Origin of the sequence: Xanthomonas indica (assembly GCF_040529045.1) — a bacterium.
Taxonomy (GTDB): Bacteria; Pseudomonadota; Gammaproteobacteria; order Xanthomonadales; family Xanthomonadaceae; genus Xanthomonas_A; species Xanthomonas_A indica.
Genome location: NZ_CP131914.1, coordinates 872,696 through 894,610 on the forward strand (window position 1 = coordinate 872,696; position 21,915 = coordinate 894,610).

Sequence of the window (21,915 nt, forward strand, 5' to 3'; positions counted from 1 at the left end):
CCCGCCGCCGATGCGGCCATGGTTGCGTTTGCCGGCGCAGTCCGCAGAATCGGGCGACCTGGGTTGCGAGGATCGCGATGCTGCCGGTCTGGTTGGAAGGCACGTGGCTGCTGGCGCTGGACTGGTTGATCCGGCTGGTGGCGCTGTTGTGGATCCCCACCCGCACCACGCCCGGCGCGGCGCGCAGCTGGCTGTTGCTGGTGGGCTTCGTGCCGTTGTTGGGATTGCCGCTGTACCTGTTGCTCGGCCATCCCTGGCTGTCACGCGAGCGCATCCGCCGCCAGGCGCTGGCCTCGCAGGTGATCCGCGAGCAGCAGGTGCCGCTGACCGCGCTGCGCTGGGCGCCGCCGGCCGACACCGTGGTCGCCGAAGTGGTGCCGCTGGTCGAGCGCCAGGGCGATTTCATGCCGACCCATGGCAACAGCGTCGAGCTGCTCGATCGCTATGCGCCCTCGCTGCAGGCGCTGATCGACGACATCGATGCGGCGGTCGAGCGCGTGCACCTGCTGTACTACCTGATGTTCGACGACGCGGTCGGCGATGCGGTGAGCGCCGCCTTGCTGCGCGCCGCCGCGCGCGGCGTGCGCTGCCGGCTCCTGCTGGATGCGCGCGGCGGCCGCCGCGGCCTGCGCCGTTACCGCAAGCGCCTGCATGCGGCCGGGGTCGAGGTGCAGGCCTTGTTGCCGGGCGGGCTGCGCTGGCGCCGCAGCGGCCGCATGGACCTGCGCAACCACCGCAAGATCGCGGTGATCGACAACCGCGTCGGCTACATCGGCTCGCAGAACCTGGCCGAGCCGCAGTTCGTCCCCGGCCATCCCAACCGCGAACTGGTGGCGCGGGTGCAGGGGCCGGTGGTGGCGCATCTGGAAGCGGTGTTCGCCAGCGACTGGTTCATCGAGACCGGGCAGCGCCTGAGCGTGGTCGCGCCCGCCTCCATCCACGGTGGCGGCGTCGCCGCGCAGCTGCTGCCCAGCGGGCCGGCGTACCCGTTCGAGAATGCGCGCGACACCGTCAACGCGCTCGTCCATCTGGCGCGGCGGCGCATCGTCATGGTCACGCCGTACTTCGTGCCGGACGAGGCCACGCTCAGCGCGCTGCGCATCGCCGCGCTGTCCGGGGTGGACGTGCAACTGATCCTGTCCGAGAGCAACAACCAGCGGCTCACCGCCTGGGCGCAGGAGGCCTACTACGACGAACTGCTGCGCAGCGGAGTCAAGATCGCGCTGTATCGGCCGTGCTTCCTGCACGCCAAGCATCTGAGCGTGGACGAAGGCATCGCCCTGGTCGGCTCGATCAACCTGGACATCCGCTCGTTCGCGTTGAACGCCGAGGTCGGCATGCTGTGCTACAGCGCCGCGGTGGTGCAGCGGCTGCGCGCGGTGGAGGCCGATTACCTGGCCGATGCGCGGGTGCTGACGCTGCAGGACTGGCGCAAGCGGCCGGCCTGGCGACGCAGCCGCGAAGGCATCGCCCGCCTCGCCGATGCCCTGATGTGACGCATGCCGATGACAGGCGCATGACGCGCTCATGCGCGATCGGTGCCGGCACATGCGCGACGGTTCTCAGCCGCGGACCGGGTCGGTGGGGGCTTCCCTTACAATCGCGGCATGAGTGAGCTTGTCCCCAGCGACCCGGTCGAGGACGACTGCGACATCGCCATCGTCGGCGGCGGCGCGGCCGGCGTGCTGGTCGCCTTGCAGCTGCTGCGCCACGCCGACACCGCGCTGCGCGTGCAACTGATCGAATCGCAGCCGGCGCTGGCGCAGGGCGTGGCCTATGCGACGCCCTGCGCCGAGCACCTGTTGAACGTGACCGCCGGCCGTATGAGCGCCTTCGCCGAGGCGCCCGACGATTTCCTCGACTGGCTGCAGCAGCAAGCGCTGTATCCGCAGCTGTCGCGCGCGGCGCTGGCCGACGCCTACGTGCAGCGCCGCCATTACGCCGCCTACCTGCGCGCGCGGCTGCAGCAGGCGCAGGCCGCCGGGCCGGCGCGCCTGCAATGGCGACAGGCGCGCGTGCTGGCGCTGCACCCGCAGCCGACCGGCGGGCAACGCCTGCAGTTGCACGACGGTGCCCACCTGCACGCCGGTGCCACCGTGCTGGCGCTGGGCAACAGCCTGCGTCCGCTGCCGGCGCGCGGTGCCCCCAGTCTCGACGCGCCGTCGCGGATCGAGGCCTGGGACTACGCGCAGTTGCAGGCGATTCCGCGCGAGGCGACGGTGTGCATCGTCGGCTCCGGCCTGAGCATGGCCGACAGCGTGCTGACCCTGCTGGCCAATGCGCACCGTGGCCCGGTGCACGTGGTCTCGCGGCACGCGTTGCTGCCGTTGCCGCACGCCGCGCATGGCGCGCCGGCCGACTTCGATGCGCAGGCGCTGCTGGCGCTGCCGCTGCGCCAGCGCGTGCGCGCGCTGCGCCGCCACGCCGCCGCGGCGCAGGCGCAGGGCCAGAACTGGCAGAGCGTGATGGACCGGGTGCGGCCGCTGAGCCAGGCACTGTGGCAATCGCTGTCGGTCGCCGAGCAGCGCCGGTTCCTGCGCCACGTGGTGCGCTACTGGGACGTGCACCGGCATCGCATCGCCGAACCGGTGTTCGCGCAACTGCAGGCGATGCGCCGGGTCGGCCAGCTGCGCCTGCACCGTGCGCGGCTGGACACGGTGTTCCCGGTCGGCGCCTGCGTGCAGGTCAACGGCATGGGCGCCGACGGTGCGCCGTTGCAGCTCGACGCGCACTGCGTGATCAATGCCACCGGCGTGGAACTGCGCGCGCAGACCATGCGCAATCCGCTGCTGCACCAGTTGCTGGGCTGTGGCCATGCGCAGCCGGGGCCGCACGGCATCGGCGTGGGCAGCGCCGCCGACGGTGCGCTGCTCGACGCCGATGGCCACGCCACGCCGCGCATCCGCGTGCTCGGCAGCCTGCGCATCGGCAGCCTGTGGGAAAGCCTGGCGATCCCCGAGCTGCGGGTGCAGGCGCAGCAGACCGCGCAGGCGCTGCTGGCGCTGGACGTGTCGGCCCGCGTCGCGACGCACTGACCACCGCGGAGCAGGCCTCGCCACGATGCATGTCGGCGCGGCGATGACATCCGAACACCTCGCATCGCTTTGGTTGCCGCAGCGGACCGACGTGGGACCTCGTAGGAGCGGCTTCAGCCGCGACAGGCGTTCCCGGTAACGCCCATCGCGGCTGAAGCCGCTCCTGCACGGGACTTCCCCGCGGGCATCAGAAGCGTTCATCCACCGCGTGCTGCGGCGTGCGCCCGAGCAGCAGGCAGATCGCGATCGCCGCCAGCGCGGTGATCGCCGCCAGCACCCGGATGAGCGTGCCGAAGGCCGCCGCATAGGCCAGGCGCAGTTGCGTTGCGGACAGCGCACCCTCGTGCATGGAGGCCGACAGATCGCCGGCGACCAGGCGCTGCGCGGTGTCCGCCAGGGCCGCGTGCGGCAGCAGCGGCGCAACCGCGGCCAGCCGCATCTGCAGCAAGGCCGCCAACAAGGCCGCCACGCTGGCCAGGGCGATGCCTTCGCCGGCCACGCGCAGGGTGCCGAACAGGCCGGCGGCCATGCCGGCGCGTTCGCTCGGCACCACGCTGACCGACAGCGCATCCATCAGGCCCCAGGGCAGGGCGGTGCCGGCGCCGATCAGCAGCAGCGCCGGCAGCGCCTGCGCCGGCGGCCGCGCGCCCAGCCAGCACAGGCCGGCCGCGGCCGCCGCCAACCCGGCCGCGGACAGCCAGGCCGGGGCGATCCGCTGCGCCAGCACGGCGGCCAGGCTCGGCACCAGCAGCATCGGTGCCGACAGCGCCAGCAGCGTCAGGCCGGCGCTGGCGGCGGGCGCGCCATCCACACCGATCATGCGCAGCGGCAGCAGCACCAACAACACCACGTAGCTGTAGCAGGTGGCGACCGGCAGCAGCTGCACGCCGACGAAGCGCCGGTAGCGGAACAGGCTCAGGTCCAGCAATGGATGCCGGCGGCGCCGTTCGATCCGCACGAAGCCGAGCAGCAACAGCGCGGCGGCACCGAACAGGGCCAACGTCGCGGCGCTGCTCCAGCCGCTGTGCGGCCCCTGGATCAGGCCGGCGGTGAACAGCGCCAGCGCCGCGCTGAAGCTCACGGCACCGGCACGGTCGGGCGGACCGGCGGCCGGAGCGCGCGAGGCGGGCAGCCAGCGCGCGGCCAGGGCCCATGCCAGCGCCGCGACCGCGGCCACGCCGAAAAAGATCGCGCGCCAGCCCAGCCGTTCGCTCAACGCGCCGGCGGCCAGCGGGCCGAACGCCAGGCCGGTGCCGAAGGTGGTGCCGAGCAGGCTGAACGCACGCGTGCGCGCGGCGCCGGTGTACAGCGGCGCCAGCGCCGCGGTGCCGGCGGCCAGCGCGGCGGCGGCACCGACACCCTGCAGCGCCCGCCACAGGTCGATCGCCGCGACCGAACCGGCCACCGCCACGCCCAGCGTCGCCAGGGCGAACAGCGCCAGGCCGCCAAGGAACACCCGGCGCCGTCCATGCCGATCGGCGAGCGCACCGGCGGCCAGCAGCAGGCTGCCGAAGCTGAGCATGAAGGCGTTGGTGATCCAGGCCAGGGCCAGCGCGCTGCCGCCCAGGGCCGCGCCGATCGCCGGGGTGGCGATGGCGCCGCCGGAGAAGTTCAGCGGCAGCGCCAGGGCGGCCAGGCACACCGCGGCCAGGGCGGCACCCCGGCGCGGCAGGGGCGTGGAGGGGGAGGTCGAAGCGGCGGTCATCGGAGCGACTCGTGTGGCGGATGCCGGAAGGTCACTAGAGATACCGAGGCGGCAATCCGCGAAAAAGACACTGCTCTTCCACACTTTGCGGAACAGAACGCTCTAATATCGCCGCATGGACCGCCTCACCGGCATCGTTGCCTTCGCCCGTGCCGCCGAGCAGCGCAGTTTTGTCGGTGCCGGCCGCGTGCTCGGCATCTCGGCCTCGGCGGTGGGCAAGAGCGTCGCGGCGCTGGAACGCGAGCTCGGCGTGCGCCTGCTGCAGCGGACCACCCGGCGCATCGCGCTGACCGCCGAGGGCGCGCTGTTCCTGGAGCATTGCCAGCGCGTGCTGGCCGACCTGCGCGAGGCCGAGGAGGCGCTGGCGCAGACCCGGCAGGCGCCGCGCGGGCGCCTGCGGGTCGGCCTGCCGACCATCGGCTACCGGTTCCTGGTACCGCTGCTGCCCGAATTCCGCCAGCGCTATCCGGACGTGGAGCTGGACCTGGACTTCGACGACCGCGTGGTCGATCTGCTCGAACACGGCCTGGACGCGGTGATCCGCAGCGGCGTGCAGGCCGACTCGCGGCTGCTGGCGCGGCGGCTGGGACCGTTCCGCTTCTGCCTGTGCGCGGCGCCGGACTACCTGCGCCGCCGCGGCGTGCCGCAGACCCCGGCGGAACTGGCCGCGCACGATGGCGTGGTGTTCCGCGTTCCCGATACCGGCAAGCCGCAGGACTGGCCGCTGGCCGAATCGGCGCCGCTGCCACCGGCGGTGCTCACCTGCAACAACATGGAAGCGGTGCGTGCGGCGGCGATCGCCGGCATGGGCATCGCCTGCATGCCGGCGTTCCTGGCCCAGGATGCGCTGGCCGACGGCCGCCTGCAGTCGGTGCTGGATGCGCACATGGCCGACGGCGGCGCGTTCTTCGTGGTGTGGCCGTCGCGCCGGCAACTGTCGCCGAAGCTGCGCGTGTTCGTGGATTTCCTCGCCGAACGGCTGTTCCGCACCGATTGACGCCAGGTCGTGTGCCGCGCGGCGCGCGCTGTCGCAGCCGCTGCGCCGCTGCACCGGCTAAAATGCGCGGGTGGATGTCTCTCATTTGCTCGACGATCTGAACCCCGCCCAGCGCGAGGCCGTTTCCGCCGCGCCCGGCCACTACCTGGTCCTGGCCGGCGCCGGCTCCGGCAAGACGCGCGTGCTCACCCATCGCATCGCTTGGTTGCACCAGGTGCATGGCGTGCCGGTGCACGGCATCCTGGCGGTCACCTTCACCAACAAGGCCGCGGGCGAGATGCGCCACCGCGCCGACCTGCAGTTGCGCAACGGCAGCCGCGGCATGTGGATCGGCACCTTCCACGGCCTGGCGCACCGCCTGCTGCGCCTGCACTGGCAGGACGCGAAGCTGCCCGAGAGCTTCCAGGTGCTCGACGCCGACGACCAGCTGCGGCTGGTCAAGCGCGTGGTGCAGCAGCTGGAGCTGGACGAGGGCAAGTTCCCGCCCAAGCAGATCGTGTGGTGGATCAACCAGCAGAAGGACGAGGGCCGCCGCGCGCAGCACATCCAGCCGGAGCCGCGCGACGAATGGGTCACCACCCTGCGCAACGCCTATGCGCTGTACCAGGAGCGCTGCGACCGCGCCGGCCTGGTCGATTTCGCCGAACTGCTGCTGCGCGCGCACGAACTGCTGCGCGACACCCCGGCGTTGCTGGCGCATTACCGCGCCCGCTTCGGCGAGATCCTGGTCGACGAATTCCAGGACACCAATGCCATCCAGTACGCCTTCGTGCGCGTGCTCGCCGGCGACAGCGGCCACGTGTTCGTGGTCGGCGACGACGACCAGGCGATCTACGGCTGGCGCGGCGCCAAGGTCGAGAACGTGCAGCGCTTCCTCACCGATTTCCCGAGCGCGCAGACCATCCGCCTGGAGCAGAACTACCGCTCCAGCGCCAACATCCTCAACGCCGCCAACGCGGTGATCGCGCACAACCCCGACCGCATCGGCAAGCAGCTGTGGACCGACTCCGGCGATGGCGAGCCGATCGACCTGTACGCGGCCTACAACGAGGTGGACGAGGCGCGCTACGTGGTCGAGCGCGTGCGCCAATGGGTACGCGACGGCGGCAGCTACAGCGAGGCGGCGGTGCTCTATCGCAGCAACGCGCAGTCGCGCGCGTTCGAAGAGGCGCTGATCGCCGAGCAGGTGCCGTACCGCGTCTACGGCGGCATGCGCTTCTTCGAGCGCGCCGAAATCAAGGACACCCTGGCCTACCTGCGCCTGGTCGCCAACCGTGCCGACGATGCGGCCTTCGAGCGCGCGGTCAACACGCCGCCGCGCGGCATCGGCGACCGTACCCTGGACGAGGTGCGGCGCCTGGCGCGCGCGCAGTCGCTGTCGCTGTGGGCGGCGGCGCAACAGGCCGCGCAGCAGGGCGGCGAACTGGCCGCACGCGCGCGCAACGCGCTGGGCCAGTTCCTCGGCCTGATCGAGCAACTGGCCGCGGACGTGGCCGGGCTGCCGCTGCCCGAACAGATCGACCAGGTGCTGGCGCGTTCCACCCTGCGCGATCACTGGAGCAAGGAGAGCCGCGGCGGGCTGGATTCGGAGTCGCGCACCGACAACCTCGACGAACTGGTGTCGGTGGCCTCGCGCTTCGTCCGCGCCGACGGCGACGAGGACGCCGACGAGGGCCGCCAGGCGATGACCGAACTGGTCGCGTTCCTGGCCTACGCCTCGCTGGAGGCCGGCGAAGGCCAGGCCCAGGCCGGCGAGGACGGCGTGCAGTTGATGACCCTGCACTCGGCCAAGGGCCTGGAATTCCCGCTGGTGTTCCTGGCGGGCATGGAAGACGGCCTGTTCCCCAGTGCGCGTTCGCTGGAAGAGAGCGGGCGCCTGGAGGAAGAGCGGCGCCTGGCCTACGTCGGCATCACCCGCGCCCGCCACAAGCTGGTGCTGAGCTATGCCGAGTCGCGGCGCATCCACGGCCAGGACAACTACAACGTGCCCTCGCGCTTCCTGCGCGAGATCCCGCGCGAGCTGCTGCACGAAGTGCGGCCGAAGGTGCAGGTCTCGCGCAGCGCCTCGCTGGGCGCACCGCGCAGCCTGGGCCACAGCGTGATCGAGGCGCCGGCGATCAAGCTCGGCGCCAACGTGCAGCATCCCAAGTTCGGCGGCGGCGTGGTCATCGATTACGAAGGCAGCGGCGCCCACGCCCGCGTGCAGGTGCAGTTCGACGAAGCCGGCGCCAAATGGCTGGTGATGGCGTACGCCAATCTGACGGTGCTGTAGGCCGACGCGATGGTGGTATGCCGGGGCGTGCGCGGTGCGCAGGTCGGCCGCCAACCGCTCCGGCGCGCGGACTGCATCATCCCAACGCCGCGGCAGCCACCACGAACTGCGGCGCAGTCTCGAACTGCGCGATGCGGTCGGAAAGGTGCAGATGATCGTAATCGGCACCCATGCGCTCCATCTCGTCGGCACAATCCGGCAAGCACTGCGCGATCGCCCTCGGCTCGCCGGGGTCGGCGCACAGCGTGACCTCGGCCATGGCGACAGGCCGTACCGCCTCGACCGCCAGGTCCGAAAGCGGGTCTCCATGGCGTTTCATGCCGATCCGTCCATGCGCGGTCGCGTTGGTCGCCGCGAGCGTAACAAACGCTGCGTGTGGCGATGCTTGGCTGAGGCCAAGCGTCGCGGCCTCACCGCGGTGGGGCCGCTGCTAACGCGATTGGCCGCCGCTGTGTCAGTCGGTGCCCGCTGCGTGCGGTGGTGCCTGCGTGTCGCGCCGTCTTCGCGCCTCCAGCACCGCATAGCCAGCACAGGCCAGCAGCAGCGGGCCGAGGTAGTAGAAGGCGCGATAGGCCAGCAATGCCGCCAGCAGGGCCGACTGCGGCGCCTGCGATCCCAACAGCGGCAGCACCACCGCTTCCAGCACGCCGATGCCGGCCGGCACGTGGGCGATGGCGGTGGCCACGGCCGCCGCCAGCAGTGCGCCGAGCACCGAGAGGTAGGCCACGCCGGCCGGCATCAGCACGTACAGCAGGGCCCCCATCAGCGCCCAGTTGCCGGCACCCAGGCCGAGTTGCAGCAGGGCCAGCGGCAACGGCGGCAGGTGCAGGACGTGGCCGCGCACCTGCAGCGTGCGGCCATGCGCGCGCTGGCAGCCGATCAGGTACGCCAGCACGGCGGCCAGCATCGCGGCGCCGATCCAGGGCAGTGCCGCGCCGCTCAGCGGCCACTGCGCCGGCGTGCGCAGGCGGCCGCTGACCAGCAACGCGCCGGTCAGCAGCAGGTAGCCCATCCAGTTGGTGGCGATGGCGAAGCCGACCACGCGGCTGATCGTCGCCAGCCCCAATCCGGCGCGTCCATACAGGCGGTAGCGGATGCCGGTGCCGCCGATCAGCGCGCCGACATTCAGGCTGAAGGCGTAGGCGATGGTCGCGATCGCCATCACCCGCGGCGTCGGAAGCGCATGCGCCGCGTAGCGACGCGCGGCCAGGTCGTAGCCGGCATACAGCACATAGCTGGCCAGGCTCAGCCCGGCCGCGGCGGCCAGGGTGCCGGCGCCGTAGCCGGCCAGGGTCGTGCCGACCTGCGCCCAATCCACGTTGTGCGCCGCGCGGACCAGCAGGACCGCCACCAGCACCAGGAAGGCCAGATAGGCGACGCGGCGCAGCACGCGCCAGCGTTTGCGCGGGCGGCTCATGGTGCGTGCCGCTTGCGCCGCAGCACCGCGGTGCGCGGCGTGCGCTTGGGCAGTCGGCTGGCCCACTGCGGCACGTTGCGCAGTACATGGAACAGCAGCGGCCGCAGCAGCGGTTGCCAGAAGCGTCCGCGTGGCACCTGCGCCGGCACGACTTCGCGGCAGTGCCGCTGCATCAGCCGTTGCAGGCGCCCGTGCAGGTCGCGCGCGAAGGCGGCATTGCGGATCACCAGGTTGGCTTCCAGGTTCAGCGCCAGGCTCAGCGGATCCAGGTTGCTCGATCCCACCGTGCTCCAGTGGCCGTCGATTACCGCGACCTTGCCGTGGAACGGGCGCTCGCAGTATTCGAAGATCTGCACGCCGGCATCGACCAGATGCCGGTACAGCGCGCGTGCGGCGAACAGCGCCAGCGGCGTGTCCGGCTGGCCCTGGAAGATCAGCTTCACCGCCACCCCGCGGCGGGCAGCGGCGCACAGGTCGCGCAGGAAGCCGTAGCCGGGGAAGAAGTAGGCGTTGGCGAGCACGATCTCGTGGCGCGCGCCGCGGAACGCCTGCCGGTAGGCGCGTTCGATGCTGCGCGAACGGCCGGCATTGTCGCGCGGCAGGAAGCAGACCTCGGCCTCGCCGGCGGGCGGCACATCGACCTTTTCCTGCGGCACCCAACCCGCGCCGGTGCCGTGGGTGTCCAGGGTGCGGCGCACGAACGCGACCATGTCCGCCACCACCGGGCCGTGCACCTCCACCGCATAGTCCTGCTTGGCCTCCGGGCCGAAATCGGCCAGATGATCGGCCGACCAGTTGATGCCGCCGATCATGCCGATCCGCCCGTCCACCACCAGCAGCTTGCGGTGCATGCGCCGGAACACGTTCAGGCGCACGCCGAGCAGGGTCGGCTGCTGGTCGAACAGGCGCAGTTCGGCGCCGGCCTCGGTGAGTTCGCGCACGAAGCCGGGCGAGAGATCCGGCGAGCCGAACGCGTCCACCAGCAGGCGCAGGCGCACGCCGCGGCGCGCGGCGGCGACCAGGTGGTCCTTCAGCGCCAGGCCCACCTTGTCCTCGAACCAGATGAAGGTCTCCAGCAGCACCTCGTGCCGGGCCGCGTCGATCGCGGCGAAGGCGCGCGGGAAATACGCATCGCCGTTCTCCAGCAACTGCAGGCGGTGGCCCTGGCGCCAGCGCGTGTCGCAGTTCGCAGCCCGGTTCACAGCACGATCCTGGCGTGCAGCGGCGCGTGGTCGGACAGGTGCGACCAGGGGCGGCCGGTCAGCACCCGTGCGGCCTTGATGCGCACGTTGCGCACATAGATCCGGTCCAGCGGCAGCAGCGGCCAGCGCGCCGGGAAGCTGCGCGCCACGCGCCCGTGCAGGTGCGCGAAGGCCTCGGTCAGGCCATGCCGCAGCAGCAGCGGATGCCCGCGCTGGCGCCAGTCGTTGAAGTCGCCGGCGACGATCAGCGGCGCCTGTGCCGGCAGTTCGGCGACCAACGCGCCGAGCAGGCCGATCTGCCGGCGCCGGTGCGCCTCGCGCAGGCCCAGGTGCACGCAGATCGCGTGCACCGCCACGGCATGCCCGGGGATCTCCAGCACCGCATGCAGCAGTCCGCGGTGTTCGTGGCCGGCGATGGAGACGTCGCGGTTGACGAAGGAGGCGATCGGGAAGCGCGACAGCAGCGCGTTGCCGTGGTGCCCATGCGGATACACCGCATTGCGGCCGTAGGCGAACTGTGGCCACAGCGCGTCGGCGAGGAATTCGTACTGGCTCTGCGCCGGCCAGTCGGCATGGCGGCCGGCATGCACCTGGTGTTCGCCCAGCACTTCCTGCAGGAACACCAGGTCCGCGGGCAGGGCGCGGATCGCCGCGCGCAGTTCCGGCAGCATGAAGCGCCGCTTCAGCACGCTGAAGCCCATGTGCGCATTGATGGTCAGCAACTCGATCGCAGGCATGCCGGGGCAGGACGGACATTACGCCTGCCATTGTCGCCGGCGTCCGCGTGCGGCGCGTGACGGCGCCGCTGCGCGTGGCCTGCCGCCGCTGCGTTGCCGGCAGCGGCGGCGGTGTCGGCTCAGCGCCGTGCGGCGATGATCTTGCTCAGGTAGTCCGGCGTGCCCTCGACCCGCACCAGGTGCGGATACTGCAGGCCATCGTGGTAGTTCACCGGCACGTCGCGCACGCCGCCCTGGTACTTGAGCGTCAGCACGATCGGCGCGCTGCCGCCCTTGGCGTCGGCGATGGCCTGCTTGAGCGTGTCGCGCGAGTAGTCCTGGCCGTTGACCGCCAGCACCGTGGCGCCGCTGCTGACCCCGGCCTTGAACGCCGGGCCGTCCCACAGCACGTCGTTGATGCTGGCGTCGTCGTTCATCACCAGGCCGATCGACCAGGCGAAGTTGTAGCGGTGCCGCGCCGACTGGTGGCGGCCGTCGTACTGCTTCTCGAACGCGCTGGGCTGGTCGGTGTACACCAGCGTCCAGCCGCTGGCCTGCAGGCCTTCCAGCAGCGGCGGGTCCACCTGGTACACGCGCCGGTTGATGTAGTCGGCCCAGTCGTAGTGGACCACGCCATCGAGCGCGGCGATGACGTCGTCGAAGGTATAGGTCTTGACCGCGAAACTGCCGTCGTCGATGCCGAAGAACGCCTTGGCCACGTCGTCCAGCGACTTGCGTCCGCCGCTCATCGCGCGCAGCTTGGCGTCCACCGCCAGCCACACCATCTGCCCGCCGCTGTAGTAGTCCTCGCTCATCTGCCAGCTGCGGTAGGGCAGCGGCGCGCGATGCGCGGCGGTGGGGTCGTTGGTGGTGTCCTCCAGCGAGCGCCAGCGGAAGCCGGCGCGGTTGCGGTCGTAGTTGGCCGCGGTCATCGCCAGCGCGTCGCGGAACTGCTGCGGCGTCCACATCCCGGCGCGTGCGGTCAGCACATACCCCCAGTACTGGGTCTGGCCCTCGTAGACCCACAGCAGCGAGTCGCCCATCGGCACGTTGAAGGCGGGCGTCCACAGGTCGGCCGGGCGCCGGAACTTGCCGTTCCACGAGTGCGTGTACTCGTGCGCGAGCAGGTCGCGGTCCGGGGCGTTCTCGTCCCAGGCGCTGAAGTAGTCGGCGGCCAGTCCGTTCTCGCTGGACTGGTGGTGCTCCAGGCCGTTGCCGCCGAGCACGTCCGACAGCGAGAACAGGAAGTCGTAGTGCGCGTAGTGGTGCGAGCCGAACAGCTTGATCGCCTGCACAGGCAGGTTGCGGTGCACCTGCAACTGCTCGGCGCTGATGTCCAGGAACCGCGGCGCGTCGGCGACCACGTCCAGGTGCACCGGCGCGCCGCCGGCCGGGGTCAGGTCCACGCGCTTGAAGTAGCGCCCGGCATAGATCGGCGAGTCGACCAGGGTGGTGAAGTCCACCGGCTTGAAGGTGGTGGTGGCGCCGTTGCGGCTGGCGGTCTCCAGCGCGGTGCCGAACTCCCAGCCGGCCGGCAGGGTCACGCTGGGCACCACGGTGATGCCGCGGGTGTCGTGGCCGGCCGGGTATAGCGCCACCTTGTTCCACTCCAGCTGCAGCATCTTGTCGGTCATCTCGAAGCCGTCGTCGCGCGGCGACAGGTACTGGAAGCTGGCGTCGATCGCGCTCACGCCCTGCGGCACGTCGACGTGGAAGCTATACACGTCGAAGGTGTCGCGGCGCCACGGCAGCGGCTTGCCGTTGGCGGTGAGGGTGAGGCCGGCCAGCATCGCCACCGGCCCGCTCGGCGAATGGTCGCCCGGGATCCACTGCGGGTACTGCAGGGTCAGCCGCCCGGCGCTGACCGGGATGGTCTCGCGCACCCGGTAGATGCCCTGGCGCACGTCGCCAGCGTCCACCTGCAGGGTCAGCGTGCCGGGGTAGGGCGTGTCCTGCGGCGCCGGCACGTCGGGCGTGCGCACCACCTGCGCCTGCGCGGCGCCGGCGAGCGCCAGGCCGATGCCGAGGACCAGCGCCCGGCGGGCGCGACGGGAGACGGGGAAAGCGGTGGCGGACATGCGCGGCTCCGAAGGGCGAGGGGGGCAGAAGCGCGGAACGTTAGCACCTGCCGTCGCCACCGGTGCAGCGGCGGCGGCCCGGCTGCCGAAGCGCCAGGCGATGCCGTTCATGCACGTGCTGCGCGCGCTGGCGGCAGCCGGAGGGCGACGACGCGAACGCGGCGTCCTTCCGGTGCCTGGCGGCAGCGCGGCCTGGCCGGTCTGGCGCGGTGCAGATCGCTCACAAGCGAGGCGTCGTCAGCCCCCTTGGACGCCCGACGCCACGGCCGGGCAGCCCGTCGCTTCAGTCCTTCAGCGCCCCGTCGCTCGGATCGCTGGCGGCGTAGGTCGAGGTCGGCAGCTCCGCAGCGTGCGGATGCCGCAGCGCCTCGCGCAGCGGTGCGGGCAGGTGCTCGACGGCCAGGATCACCTTGCCGAAATGCACGTCGCGCACCGCGCTGGACGGCACCACGAAATCACCGCCGTTCTCGATATTGATGACGAAGGCCGCGCCGCCGTCGCGCACCTCGCGCACCGCGCCCACACCGACCTCGCCGTCGGCGACGAACACCATCTGGCCTGCTTCCACACGCTGGGACATCGCGCACCGCCTTGTCTGGGGAAAACGTCCGCGCGGCCTCGCAAGCGCCTGCACGGTCGTCCGATGATCGGACGCGGATGCGTTGCTGGACAGTGAATGCGGCGTGGCGCGCAGGTCACGACGTCGCCGCGGTCTGCGCGTCGTGACCCAGGGCGGCGCGCGTTGGTCGTCACGCAGCGCGATGCGATCATGCCGGTTCGACCACTGCCTGGGAGGGCAAGGATGCGCAGCGAGAAAGAGAAGATGCTGGCCGGCGAGGCCTATCGTCCCAACGATGCACAGCTGCAGGCCGAGCAGGACGCGGCCAGTGCCTGGATGCTGCGCTACAACGCGGCACTGGCCGAGCCGCCGGCGCGGCGCCACGCGCTGCTGGTCGAAGGGCTGGGCGCGGTCGGACGCGGCACGGTGGTGCGACCGCCGTTCCATTGCGACTACGGCTACAACATCCATCTCGGCGAGGACGTATTCCTCAACTTCAACTGCGTGATCCTGGACGTGGCGCCGGTGCACATCGGCGCCGGTACCCAGATCGGGCCGGCGGTGCAGATCTACGCGGCCGATCATCCGCGCGAAGCCGCACAGCGTGCCGAAGGGCTGGAACTGGGGCGGTCGGTGACGATCGGGCGCAACGTCTGGATCGGTGGCGGCGCGATCGTGCTGCCGGGCGTGACCATCGGCGACGATGCGGTGATCGGCGCCGGCAGCGTGGTCACCCGCGACGTGCCGGCCGGTGCGCGCGTGGCCGGCAATCCGGCACGCCTGCTGAAGCCGCACAGCGCCTGAATTTGATCCGGGTCAAGGCGGGCGCCACGCAACGGGTGTGCAATGCTGTCCTAGCCGCCGCGCGCGGCGTCACCGGAGGCACCCCATGTACCAGCGCATCCTGATCGCCATCGATGGTTCCGAGTTGTCCGCCAAGGGTCTGCAGCAGGGCCTGGCGCTGGCCGCCGCGCTCGGCGCGGAGGTGGATATCGTCACCGTGTCCGAGCCATGGGCGATGGGCATGTACGACGCGATGGGCTGGAGCGTGGGCTACGAGGCCAGCCCCGAGTACCGCCAGGACCGCGAAGCCGGCGCGCAGACGATCCTGGCGCCGGCACTGGCCGCCGCCGCGGCCACCGGGGTGACCGCGCACGGCCGCCACGTGCTGGACCGCTACGCCGCCGAGGGCATCATCGACATGGCCGTGGCCTGCAACAGCGACCTGATCGTGATGACCTCGCACGGCCGCCGCGGCATGAGCCGGGTCCTGCTCGGCAGCCAGACCGCCGAAGTGCTCACCAACAGCCAGATCCCGGTGCTGGTGATCCGCTGAGCGGCTGACGGCCCCGCGCCGGCATCGGCGCGGAGGCTGGAACGATCGACGCCTGCGTTCGGCGGGTACCGGCGCGGCGTCGCCGCACGCGGGATGGCGATCGCGAATGATGCCTCGCGGCCTGGGCCTAGGTAGGTCGCCGCAGGCGAGGAGCAGGCGGCGACGTAAGACCGCCGCACCGACCGCTACCGCCGCCAGTGCCTGTCGCGCTGCTAGTGCGGCTGTCGGCCGGCGTGCGGCGGATGCGTACACACGCCGCTGCGCGCAGCCGTTTGGCAGCGCGCAGTGTGTGCATCACCAGCTGTAGAGCTTCCAGTACACCGGCGAGACGTTGTCCTTGCTGCCGTCCACTTCCATGTGGCCGTCGCCGTTGCGGTCGTACAGGTAGTAGGCCGGTCCGCGCGCCGGCGTCACCTTGACCATGCGCAGCTGACCGCCCACCCGATACTCGTCGACGGTGTCGCCGTTCTCCATCTTGCGCTGGGTCGTTTCCGCGCCGCGCACGTCCACCGGCGCGCCGTCCGGGCCAAGGCCGGTCGAGGCGCAGCCCGCCAGCAGCAACAACGGGACCAGGATCAGGGCTTTCATGACGGTGTTCTCCACGGGCAGGACATGACGCAGAGTATGCGCCGAGTGTGTGCGTACGGCATGCCAATGGCGCGCCGGATCCTCGCTCCAAGCCCTCTCCCGGTAGGAGAGGGGCTCGCAGTTTCCTCCTCCCCTCTGAAGAAGGTGCCCCGCAGGGGCGGATGAGGGTGCGGGCGCAGCGTCGTGATCCAAGTCGGCGCGTCGCTTCGCGCCGGACCCTCACCCCAAGCCCTCTCCCGGTGGGAGAGGGGCTCGCTGTTCCCTTCTCCCCTCGGGAGAAGGTGCCCCGCAGGGGCGGATGAGGGTACGGGCGCAGCCTCGTGGACCAAGTCAGCGCGTCGCTTCGCACCGGACCCTCACCCCAACCCCTCTCCCGGGGGGAGAGGGGCTCTGGCTGTTCCCTTCTCCCCTCGGGAGAAGGTGCCCCGCAGGGGCGGATGAGGGTACGGGCGCAGCCTCGTGGATCAAATCAGCGAGTCGCTTCGCGCCGGACCCTCACCCCAACCCCTCTCCCGGTGGGAGAGGGGGCTCGCAGTTCCCTTCTCCCTTCGGGACCACAGCCCCCTTTTGGGGAGAAGGTGCCCCGCAGGGGCGGATGAGGGTACGGGCGCAGCCTCGTGGATCAAATCAGCGCGTCGCTTCGCGCCGACCGTCACCCCATCTCATTTCCCGCTGGGAGAGGGGCTCATCGCCGCAGCGTAGAATTGGCCGATGAGCCGATTAGTCCTGATCGACGGGTCCAGTTACCTGTATCGCGCGTTCCACGCGCTTCCGCCGCTGACCAATGCCGCTGGCGAGCCCACCGGCGCGCTGTTCGGCGTGGTCAACATGTTGCGCGCCACCCTCAAGGAGCGCCCCGAGTACGTGGCCTTCGTGGTCGACGCGCCGGGCAAGACCTTCCGCGACGACCTGTACCCGCTGTACAAGGCCAACCGCCCGCCGATGCCCGACGAACTGCGCGCGCAGGTCGAGCCGATGTGCCAGATCGTGCATGCCCTGGGCATCACCATCCTGCGCCAGGACGGGGTCGAGGCCGACGACGTGATCGGCACGCTGGCCCTGCAGGGCGCCGGCGACGGCCTGGACGTCACCATCTCCACCGGCGACAAGGATTTCGCCCAGCTGGTGCGCCCCGGCGTGCAGCTGGTCAACACCATGAGCGGCAGCCGCATGGATTCGGATGCGGCGGTGATGGAGAAGTTCGGGGTCTGGCCGCACCAGATCGTCGACCTGCTGGCGCTGATGGGCGACGCCATCGACAACGTGCCCGGGGTGGAGAAGTGCGGGCCCAAGACCGCGGCCAAGTGGCTGGCCGAGTACGGCTCGCTGGACGGGGTGATCGCCCACGCCGACGCGATCAAGGGCAAGATCGGCGACAACCTGCGCGCGGCGCTGGAACGCCTGCCGCTGAACCGCGAACTGGTCACCATCAAGACCGACGTGGCGCTGGCCGGCGGGCCGCGCACCCTGGGCCTGCGCGAACAGGAACCGGAGCAGCTGCGCGGCCTGTACCAGCGCTACGGCTTCACCCAGGCGCTGCGCGACCTGGACGGCGGCGTGGCCGCGCCGGAGGCCGCCAGCGAAGCCACGCCCAGCCTGCGCGGCACCGCCGCCGGCTATGCCCGCGGCGCCGCGCCGGCCGATGCCGCCGTGCTGGATCCGGCACTGGCCGCCCAAGGCGACTACACCGCGGTGAGCACACCCGAGCAGTTCGAGGAGTTGCTCGGGCGCCTGCGCGCCGCCGACGGCTTCGCCTTCGACACCGAGACCGACGCGCTGGACGCGATGCGCGCCAACCTGGTCGGGCTCAGCTTCGCCACCGAGCCGGGCCGCGCCGACTACCTGCCGCTGGGCCACGACTATCCCGGCGCACCGGTGCAACTGGATCGCGCGCTGGCGCTGGCGCTGCTGAAACCGCTGCTGGAGGATCCGGCCAAGGCCAAGGTCGGCCAGCACGGCAAGTACGACCTGCACGTGCTGCGCCGCCACGGCGTGGAAGTGCAGGGCTACGCCGACGACACCATGCTGGAGAGCTTCGTGCTCAATTCCACCGCCAGCCGCCACGACATGGATTCGCTGGCCCGGCGCTACCTGGGCTACGACACGGTCAAGTACGAGGACGTGGCCGGCAAGGGCGCCAAGCAGATCGCCTTCTCGCAGGTGGCCATCGACGACGCCACCCGCTACGCCGCCGAGGACGCCGACATCACCCTGCGCCTGCACCGCACGCTGTCGGCGCAGCTGGACGCCGAGCCGGCGCTGGCGCGGGTCTACCGCGAGATCGAGATGCCGCTGGTGCCGGTGCTGGCGCGGGTCGAGGCCAACGGCGTGTGCGTGGACATCGCCGAGCTGCGCAGGCAGAGCCAGGACCTGAGCCAGCGCATGCTGGCGGCGCAACAGAAGGCCACCGAGCTGGCCGGGCGCAGCTTCAACATGGACTCGCCCAAGCAACTGCAGGCGGTGCTGTTCGACGAGCTGAAGCTGCCGGCGGTGCTGAAGACCCCCAAGGGCCAGCCCAGCACCAACGAGGAGGCGCTGGAGGCGATCGCCGACCAGCACGAGCTGCCGCGGGTGATCCTGGAATACCGCGGCCTGGCCAAGCTGCGCAGCACCTACACCGACAAGCTGCCGGAGATGGTCAATCCCGACACCGGCCGCGTGCACACCAGCTACCACCAGGCCGGCGCCGCCACCGGGCGGCTGTCCTCCTCCGATCCCAACCTGCAGAACATCCCGATCCGCACCGACGACGGCCGCCGCATCCGCCGCGCCTTCGTCGCCCCGCCCGGGCGCAAGCTGATCGCCTGCGACTATTCGCAGATCGAGCTGCGGATCATGGCCCACCTCTCCGAGGACCCGGGCCTGCTGCGCGCCTTCGGCAGCGGCGTGGACGTGCACCGCGCCACCGCCGCCGAGGTGTTCGGGCGCAAGCTCGAAGAGGTCACCGGCAACGAGCGCCGCGCCGCCAAGGCGATCAACTTCGGCCTGATGTACGGCATGAGCGCGTTCGGCCTGGCCCGCAACCTGGGCATCGGCCGTGGCGAGGCCCAGGACTACGTGGCGCTGTACTTCAGCCGCTACCCGGGCGTGCGCGACTTCATGGAGCGCATGCGCGAGCAGGCACGCACCCAGGGCTACGTGGAGACCCTGTTCGGCCGCCGCCTGTACCTGAACGACATCAACGCCCGCCAGCAGGGCCTGCGCGCCGGTGCCGAGCGTGCGGCGATCAACGCGCCGATGCAGGGCACCGCCGCCGACATCATCAAGCGCGCCATGGTCGGCGTGGACGCCTGGCTGCAGGCGCACCGCGACCGCGCACTGATGATCCTGCAGGTGCACGACGAACTGGTGTTCGAGGCGGATGCCGATTTCGTCGACACCCTGCTGCCGGAGGTGACCCGGCGCATGGCCGCGGCGGCGGAGCTGAAGGTGCCGCTGGTGGTGGACAGCGGGGTGGGCGACAACTGGGACGAGGCACATTGATCGCCCGGGTCCCGGGGATGCACCCGGGACTCGGCCTGCGCTGCGGTGTCTTGCGTAGACATCGCACGCGTGCACCGCGGATATCGAAATCGGATTTTCCCGGGGATTATCCCGCCAGTGATTTTCGCTTTCCCATTCGCGTTGGTTTTTTGACCGTCCAAGCGCTGTGCGCCGCGGAATTCCAACTGGCGTCACACCTGCAGCCATGCGGCGCAGCAGCCATTGAACGGAATTTTGACGCGGCGTATTCGTATCGATTTTTGGGAATGAATCCGTCCTTAATCTGACGAATTTTTAACTTAAATCTTCACGAACGAGCAAGGTGGGAAATGTTCTTATATCCCTCGACAGGCGCAATACCTGTCGCGGATCTCCTCCCATCCCCTGGAGCAGATCCAGGAACGGCGACTCCTCCCCAAGTCCCCGTTCCCTGGCCCCGCCGACCTCCCCCTGGTCCGCGGGGCTTTTTTATGCCCGCAGGTTTTTGACGCCGCGCCGGCGGCGTGCGTTGCCGCATTCAGCGGCGCGCGTCGGTGGGCTGTTCCAGCTGGTACAGCGCGTCGTCCAGGGTATCCAGCTGCGTGGCCAACAGCGCGCGGGCATCGTGCAGGCCGCGGTTGTAGTAATGCGCGCCGATACGCTCGGCGACGAAGTCGAGCAGGAACTCGGCCTCGAACGCGCCGACCTGCTGCTGCAGCTCGGTGCGCAGGTAGGCCTGCACCTGTTCGGCGATGGCGCGCTTGTCCTCGCGCCCCAGTACCGCGGTGCGCGCCGGCCCGCTCATGCCAGCCACTCGCGCGGCACCAGGTACTCGGCCAGGCGCGCCTCGGCGCTGCCCGGTTCGGGCTGGAAGCCGTACTCCCAGCGCACCCGCGGCGGCAGGCTCATCAGGATGCTCTCGCTGCGGCCGCCGCTCTGCAGGCCGAACAGGGTGCCGCGGTCGTAGACCAGGTTGAACTCGACGTAGCGGCCACGCCGGTACAGCTGGAACTCGCGCTCGCGCTCGCCCCAGGGCAGGCCGCGGCGGCGTTCGACGATCGGCAGGTAGGCGTCGAGGAAGCCGTCGCCGACCGCGCGCTGGTAGGCGAAGTCGCGCTCGAAATCGGCATGCAGGTCATCGAAGAACAGGCCGCCGACGCCGCGGGTCTCGTTGCGGTGCTTGAGGAAGAAGTACTCGTCGCACCAGCGCTTGTGCGCCGCATAGCGGTCTTCGCCGAACGGCGCGCACAGGTCGTGCGCGGTCTGGTGCCAGTGGCGGGCGTCCTCGTCGAACGGGTAGTACGGGGTCAGGTCGAAGCCGCCGCCGAACCACCAGGCCACGGTGGCGCCATCGCGCTGCGCCTCGAAGTAGCGCACGTTGGCATGGGTGGTGGGGATGTACGGGCTGAGCGGGTGGAACACCAGCGACACCCCGACCGCGCGCCAGGAGGCGCCGGCCAGTTCCGGGCGGTTGGCGCTGGCCGAGGGCGGCAGGCGGGTGCCGGCGACGTCGGAGAAGCCGATTCCGGCCTGCTCGAACAGGGCGCCGTCGCGCAGGATGCGGGTGCGGCCACCGCCCCCCTCCGCGCGCTGCCACAGGTCTTCGGCGAAACGGGCTTGGCCGTCGGCGGCCTCGACCGCCGCGCAGATGCGGTCTTGCAGGCCAGTGAGATAGTCGCGGACACGGTCGAAGGTAGGCATGCCGCCATTCTAGAAGCTGGCTGTGTCAGGCGTCAGCGGGGGGCTGCGCGGACGGCGTGTGCCGGTCGGTGTGCGTCAGCGGCGGAACTCGGCGCGGATCGCGGGGCGGCACAGTTGGTAGACCAGCCAGCCGTGCAGGCCGGCGAAGACCAGGGCGGTCAGCGCGCCGCTGACCATGAAGGTGATCCGGCCCAGGGCCAGGTCGTGCTGCATCTGCTGCAGATCGAAGGCATGCTGCGGCGCCCAGGCTTGCAGCATGTCGAGCAGTTGCCACAGCAGCGGCAGCACCGCGAAGTTGGCCGTGGCGGTGACCACCAGGAACACGATGAAGGCCAGCCGCGCCCACTCGCGCCGCTGCAGCAGCGCCCACGCCGCCGCGCACAGGCCCGCGGACAGCAGCGCGGTCAGCCAGGACAGCGCCAGCGCATGGGTCACGCACCATTGCAGCAGCGACGGCAACGCCAGGCCGGCCTGGCGCAGCACGCCGTCGATCGCCCCCTCGGGCAGCGCCAACAGCAGCAGGGCCTGGCCAATCCCGTACAGCAGCGACAGCACCCCCAGCAGCAGCGTGAGCTTAGCCATCGCATCGATGGTCTGGTTGCGGGCAGCGGTCAGGGGCAAGGGCGGGGGCGGCATCGGCGGTCCTTCGGTCGGGGCGACACCGGCATGTGCGTCGGCGGCAATCCGGCAAGGATAGGGACGGTGGACCCGGGCGCAAGCCGGGTGCGCGCGAGAGGACGCGGTCACGCGCAGGTTCCGAGCGCGCGGCCTCGCGGCCGGGGCACGGCCGATGCGGTGTCGCCAGGCGCGGACTACGGCAAGGTCGTGCCCATGCCGTCCGGTCGAA

General features: G+C 71.0%; 18 protein-coding genes. 7 read left to right on the forward strand and 11 right to left on the reverse strand.

Annotated features, from left to right (window positions below; translation table 11 throughout):
* Positions 1–77: 77 nt before the first annotated feature.
* Together cls and Q7W82_RS03685 are read left to right on the forward strand one after the other, a co-directional pair.
* The gene (gene cls / locus Q7W82_RS03680) at positions 78–1,496 is read left to right on the forward strand and encodes a cardiolipin synthase (RefSeq protein ID WP_160946936.1); all 1,419 of its coding nucleotides are present in this window, start codon (positions 78–80) and stop codon (positions 1,494–1,496) included.
* 111 nt (positions 1,497–1,607) lie between these two features.
* Positions 1,608–3,035 (forward strand): FAD-dependent oxidoreductase, encoded by a 1,428-nt coding sequence (locus Q7W82_RS03685; RefSeq protein ID WP_242157206.1) that lies wholly within the window; start codon positions 1,608–1,610, stop codon positions 3,033–3,035.
* 187 nt (positions 3,036–3,222) lie between these two features.
* On the opposite strand, the gene Q7W82_RS03690 is transcribed toward Q7W82_RS03685, so the two are convergent.
* Positions 3,223–4,740: an MFS transporter gene (locus Q7W82_RS03690; protein ID WP_242157204.1), complete on the reverse strand. Its 1,518-nt coding sequence runs from the start codon at positions 4,738–4,740 to the stop codon at positions 3,223–3,225.
* A 115-nt stretch (positions 4,741–4,855) separates the two neighbouring features.
* Between Q7W82_RS03690 and Q7W82_RS03695 the strand changes: the two genes are divergently transcribed.
* Positions 4,856–5,737 carry a LysR substrate-binding domain-containing protein gene (locus Q7W82_RS03695; protein ID WP_242157202.1) on the forward strand — a complete coding sequence of 294 codons (882 nt, stop codon included), beginning with the start codon at positions 4,856–4,858 and terminating at the stop codon, positions 5,735–5,737.
* Between the two features lie 70 nt (positions 5,738–5,807).
* On the forward strand, positions 5,808–8,009 hold the full coding sequence (gene uvrD, locus Q7W82_RS03700) for a DNA helicase II (RefSeq protein ID WP_160946940.1): 2,202 nt from the start codon (positions 5,808–5,810) through the stop codon (positions 8,007–8,009).
* A gap of 76 nt (positions 8,010–8,085) precedes the next feature.
* On the opposite strand, the gene Q7W82_RS03705 is transcribed toward uvrD, so the two are convergent.
* The 6 genes from Q7W82_RS03705 to Q7W82_RS03730 form a co-directional block, all read right to left on the reverse strand.
* Positions 8,086–8,328 carry a hypothetical protein gene (locus Q7W82_RS03705; RefSeq protein ID WP_242157200.1) on the reverse strand — a complete coding sequence of 81 codons (243 nt, stop codon included), beginning with the start codon at positions 8,326–8,328 and terminating at the stop codon, positions 8,086–8,088.
* A gap of 135 nt (positions 8,329–8,463) precedes the next feature.
* Positions 8,464–9,426, reverse strand: a complete 963-nt coding sequence (locus tag Q7W82_RS03710) for a lysylphosphatidylglycerol synthase domain-containing protein (RefSeq protein WP_242157198.1) — start codon at positions 9,424–9,426, stop codon at positions 8,464–8,466.
* Positions 9,423–10,628 (reverse strand): cardiolipin synthase ClsB, encoded by a 1,206-nt coding sequence (gene clsB / locus Q7W82_RS03715; protein ID WP_242157195.1) that lies wholly within the window; start codon positions 10,626–10,628, stop codon positions 9,423–9,425. The genes Q7W82_RS03710 and clsB overlap by 4 nt, the downstream gene beginning before the upstream one ends.
* A complete protein-coding gene (locus Q7W82_RS03720) occupies positions 10,625–11,365 on the reverse strand; it encodes an endonuclease/exonuclease/phosphatase family protein (protein WP_242157187.1) in 741 nt (246 codons plus the stop codon). Before Q7W82_RS03720 ends, clsB begins: the two co-directional genes overlap by 4 nt.
* Positions 11,366–11,484: 119 nt before the next feature.
* Positions 11,485–13,422, reverse strand: coding sequence for a peptidase M61 (locus Q7W82_RS03725; protein WP_242157186.1), 1,938 nt, complete (start codon positions 13,420–13,422; stop codon positions 11,485–11,487).
* A 283-nt stretch (positions 13,423–13,705) separates the two neighbouring features.
* A complete protein-coding gene (locus Q7W82_RS03730) occupies positions 13,706–14,002 on the reverse strand; it encodes a hypothetical protein (protein WP_242157184.1) in 297 nt (98 codons plus the stop codon).
* 222 nt (positions 14,003–14,224) lie between these two features.
* On the opposite strand from Q7W82_RS03730, the gene Q7W82_RS03735 reads away from it, so the two are divergent.
* Entirely contained in the window at positions 14,225–14,785 is a 561-nt protein-coding gene (locus tag Q7W82_RS03735; RefSeq protein ID WP_242157182.1) for a sugar O-acetyltransferase, read from the forward strand.
* An 85-nt stretch (positions 14,786–14,870) separates the two neighbouring features.
* Positions 14,871–15,317 (forward strand): universal stress protein, encoded by a 447-nt coding sequence (locus Q7W82_RS03740; RefSeq protein WP_242082880.1) that lies wholly within the window; start codon positions 14,871–14,873, stop codon positions 15,315–15,317.
* A 294-nt stretch (positions 15,318–15,611) separates the two neighbouring features.
* Here the strand turns inward: Q7W82_RS03740 and Q7W82_RS03745 are convergent, their stop codons facing one another.
* Positions 15,612–15,905 carry a DUF2782 domain-containing protein gene (locus Q7W82_RS03745; RefSeq protein WP_160946949.1) on the reverse strand — a complete coding sequence of 98 codons (294 nt, stop codon included), beginning with the start codon at positions 15,903–15,905 and terminating at the stop codon, positions 15,612–15,614.
* 711 nt (positions 15,906–16,616) lie between these two features.
* Between Q7W82_RS03745 and polA the strand changes: the two genes are divergently transcribed.
* Positions 16,617–19,388 carry a DNA polymerase I gene (gene polA / locus Q7W82_RS03750; protein ID WP_242157180.1) on the forward strand — a complete coding sequence of 924 codons (2,772 nt, stop codon included), beginning with the start codon at positions 16,617–16,619 and terminating at the stop codon, positions 19,386–19,388.
* A 517-nt stretch (positions 19,389–19,905) separates the two neighbouring features.
* Here polA and Q7W82_RS03755 read toward each other — a convergent pair.
* The 3 genes from Q7W82_RS03755 to Q7W82_RS03765 all read right to left on the reverse strand — a co-directional run bounded on the left by Q7W82_RS03755 (position 19,906) and on the right by Q7W82_RS03765 (position 21,704).
* Positions 19,906–20,172, reverse strand: coding sequence for a DUF2164 domain-containing protein (locus tag Q7W82_RS03755; RefSeq protein ID WP_242157178.1), 267 nt, complete (start codon positions 20,170–20,172; stop codon positions 19,906–19,908).
* A complete protein-coding gene (hemF, locus tag Q7W82_RS03760; RefSeq protein WP_242157176.1) occupies positions 20,169–21,068 on the reverse strand; it encodes an oxygen-dependent coproporphyrinogen oxidase in 900 nt (299 codons plus the stop codon). The genes Q7W82_RS03755 and hemF overlap by 4 nt, the downstream gene beginning before the upstream one ends.
* 75 nt (positions 21,069–21,143) lie before the next feature.
* The gene (locus Q7W82_RS03765) at positions 21,144–21,704 is read right to left on the reverse strand and encodes a hypothetical protein (RefSeq protein WP_242157167.1); all 561 of its coding nucleotides are present in this window, start codon (positions 21,702–21,704) and stop codon (positions 21,144–21,146) included.
* Between the last annotated feature and the right edge of the window lie 211 nt (positions 21,705–21,915).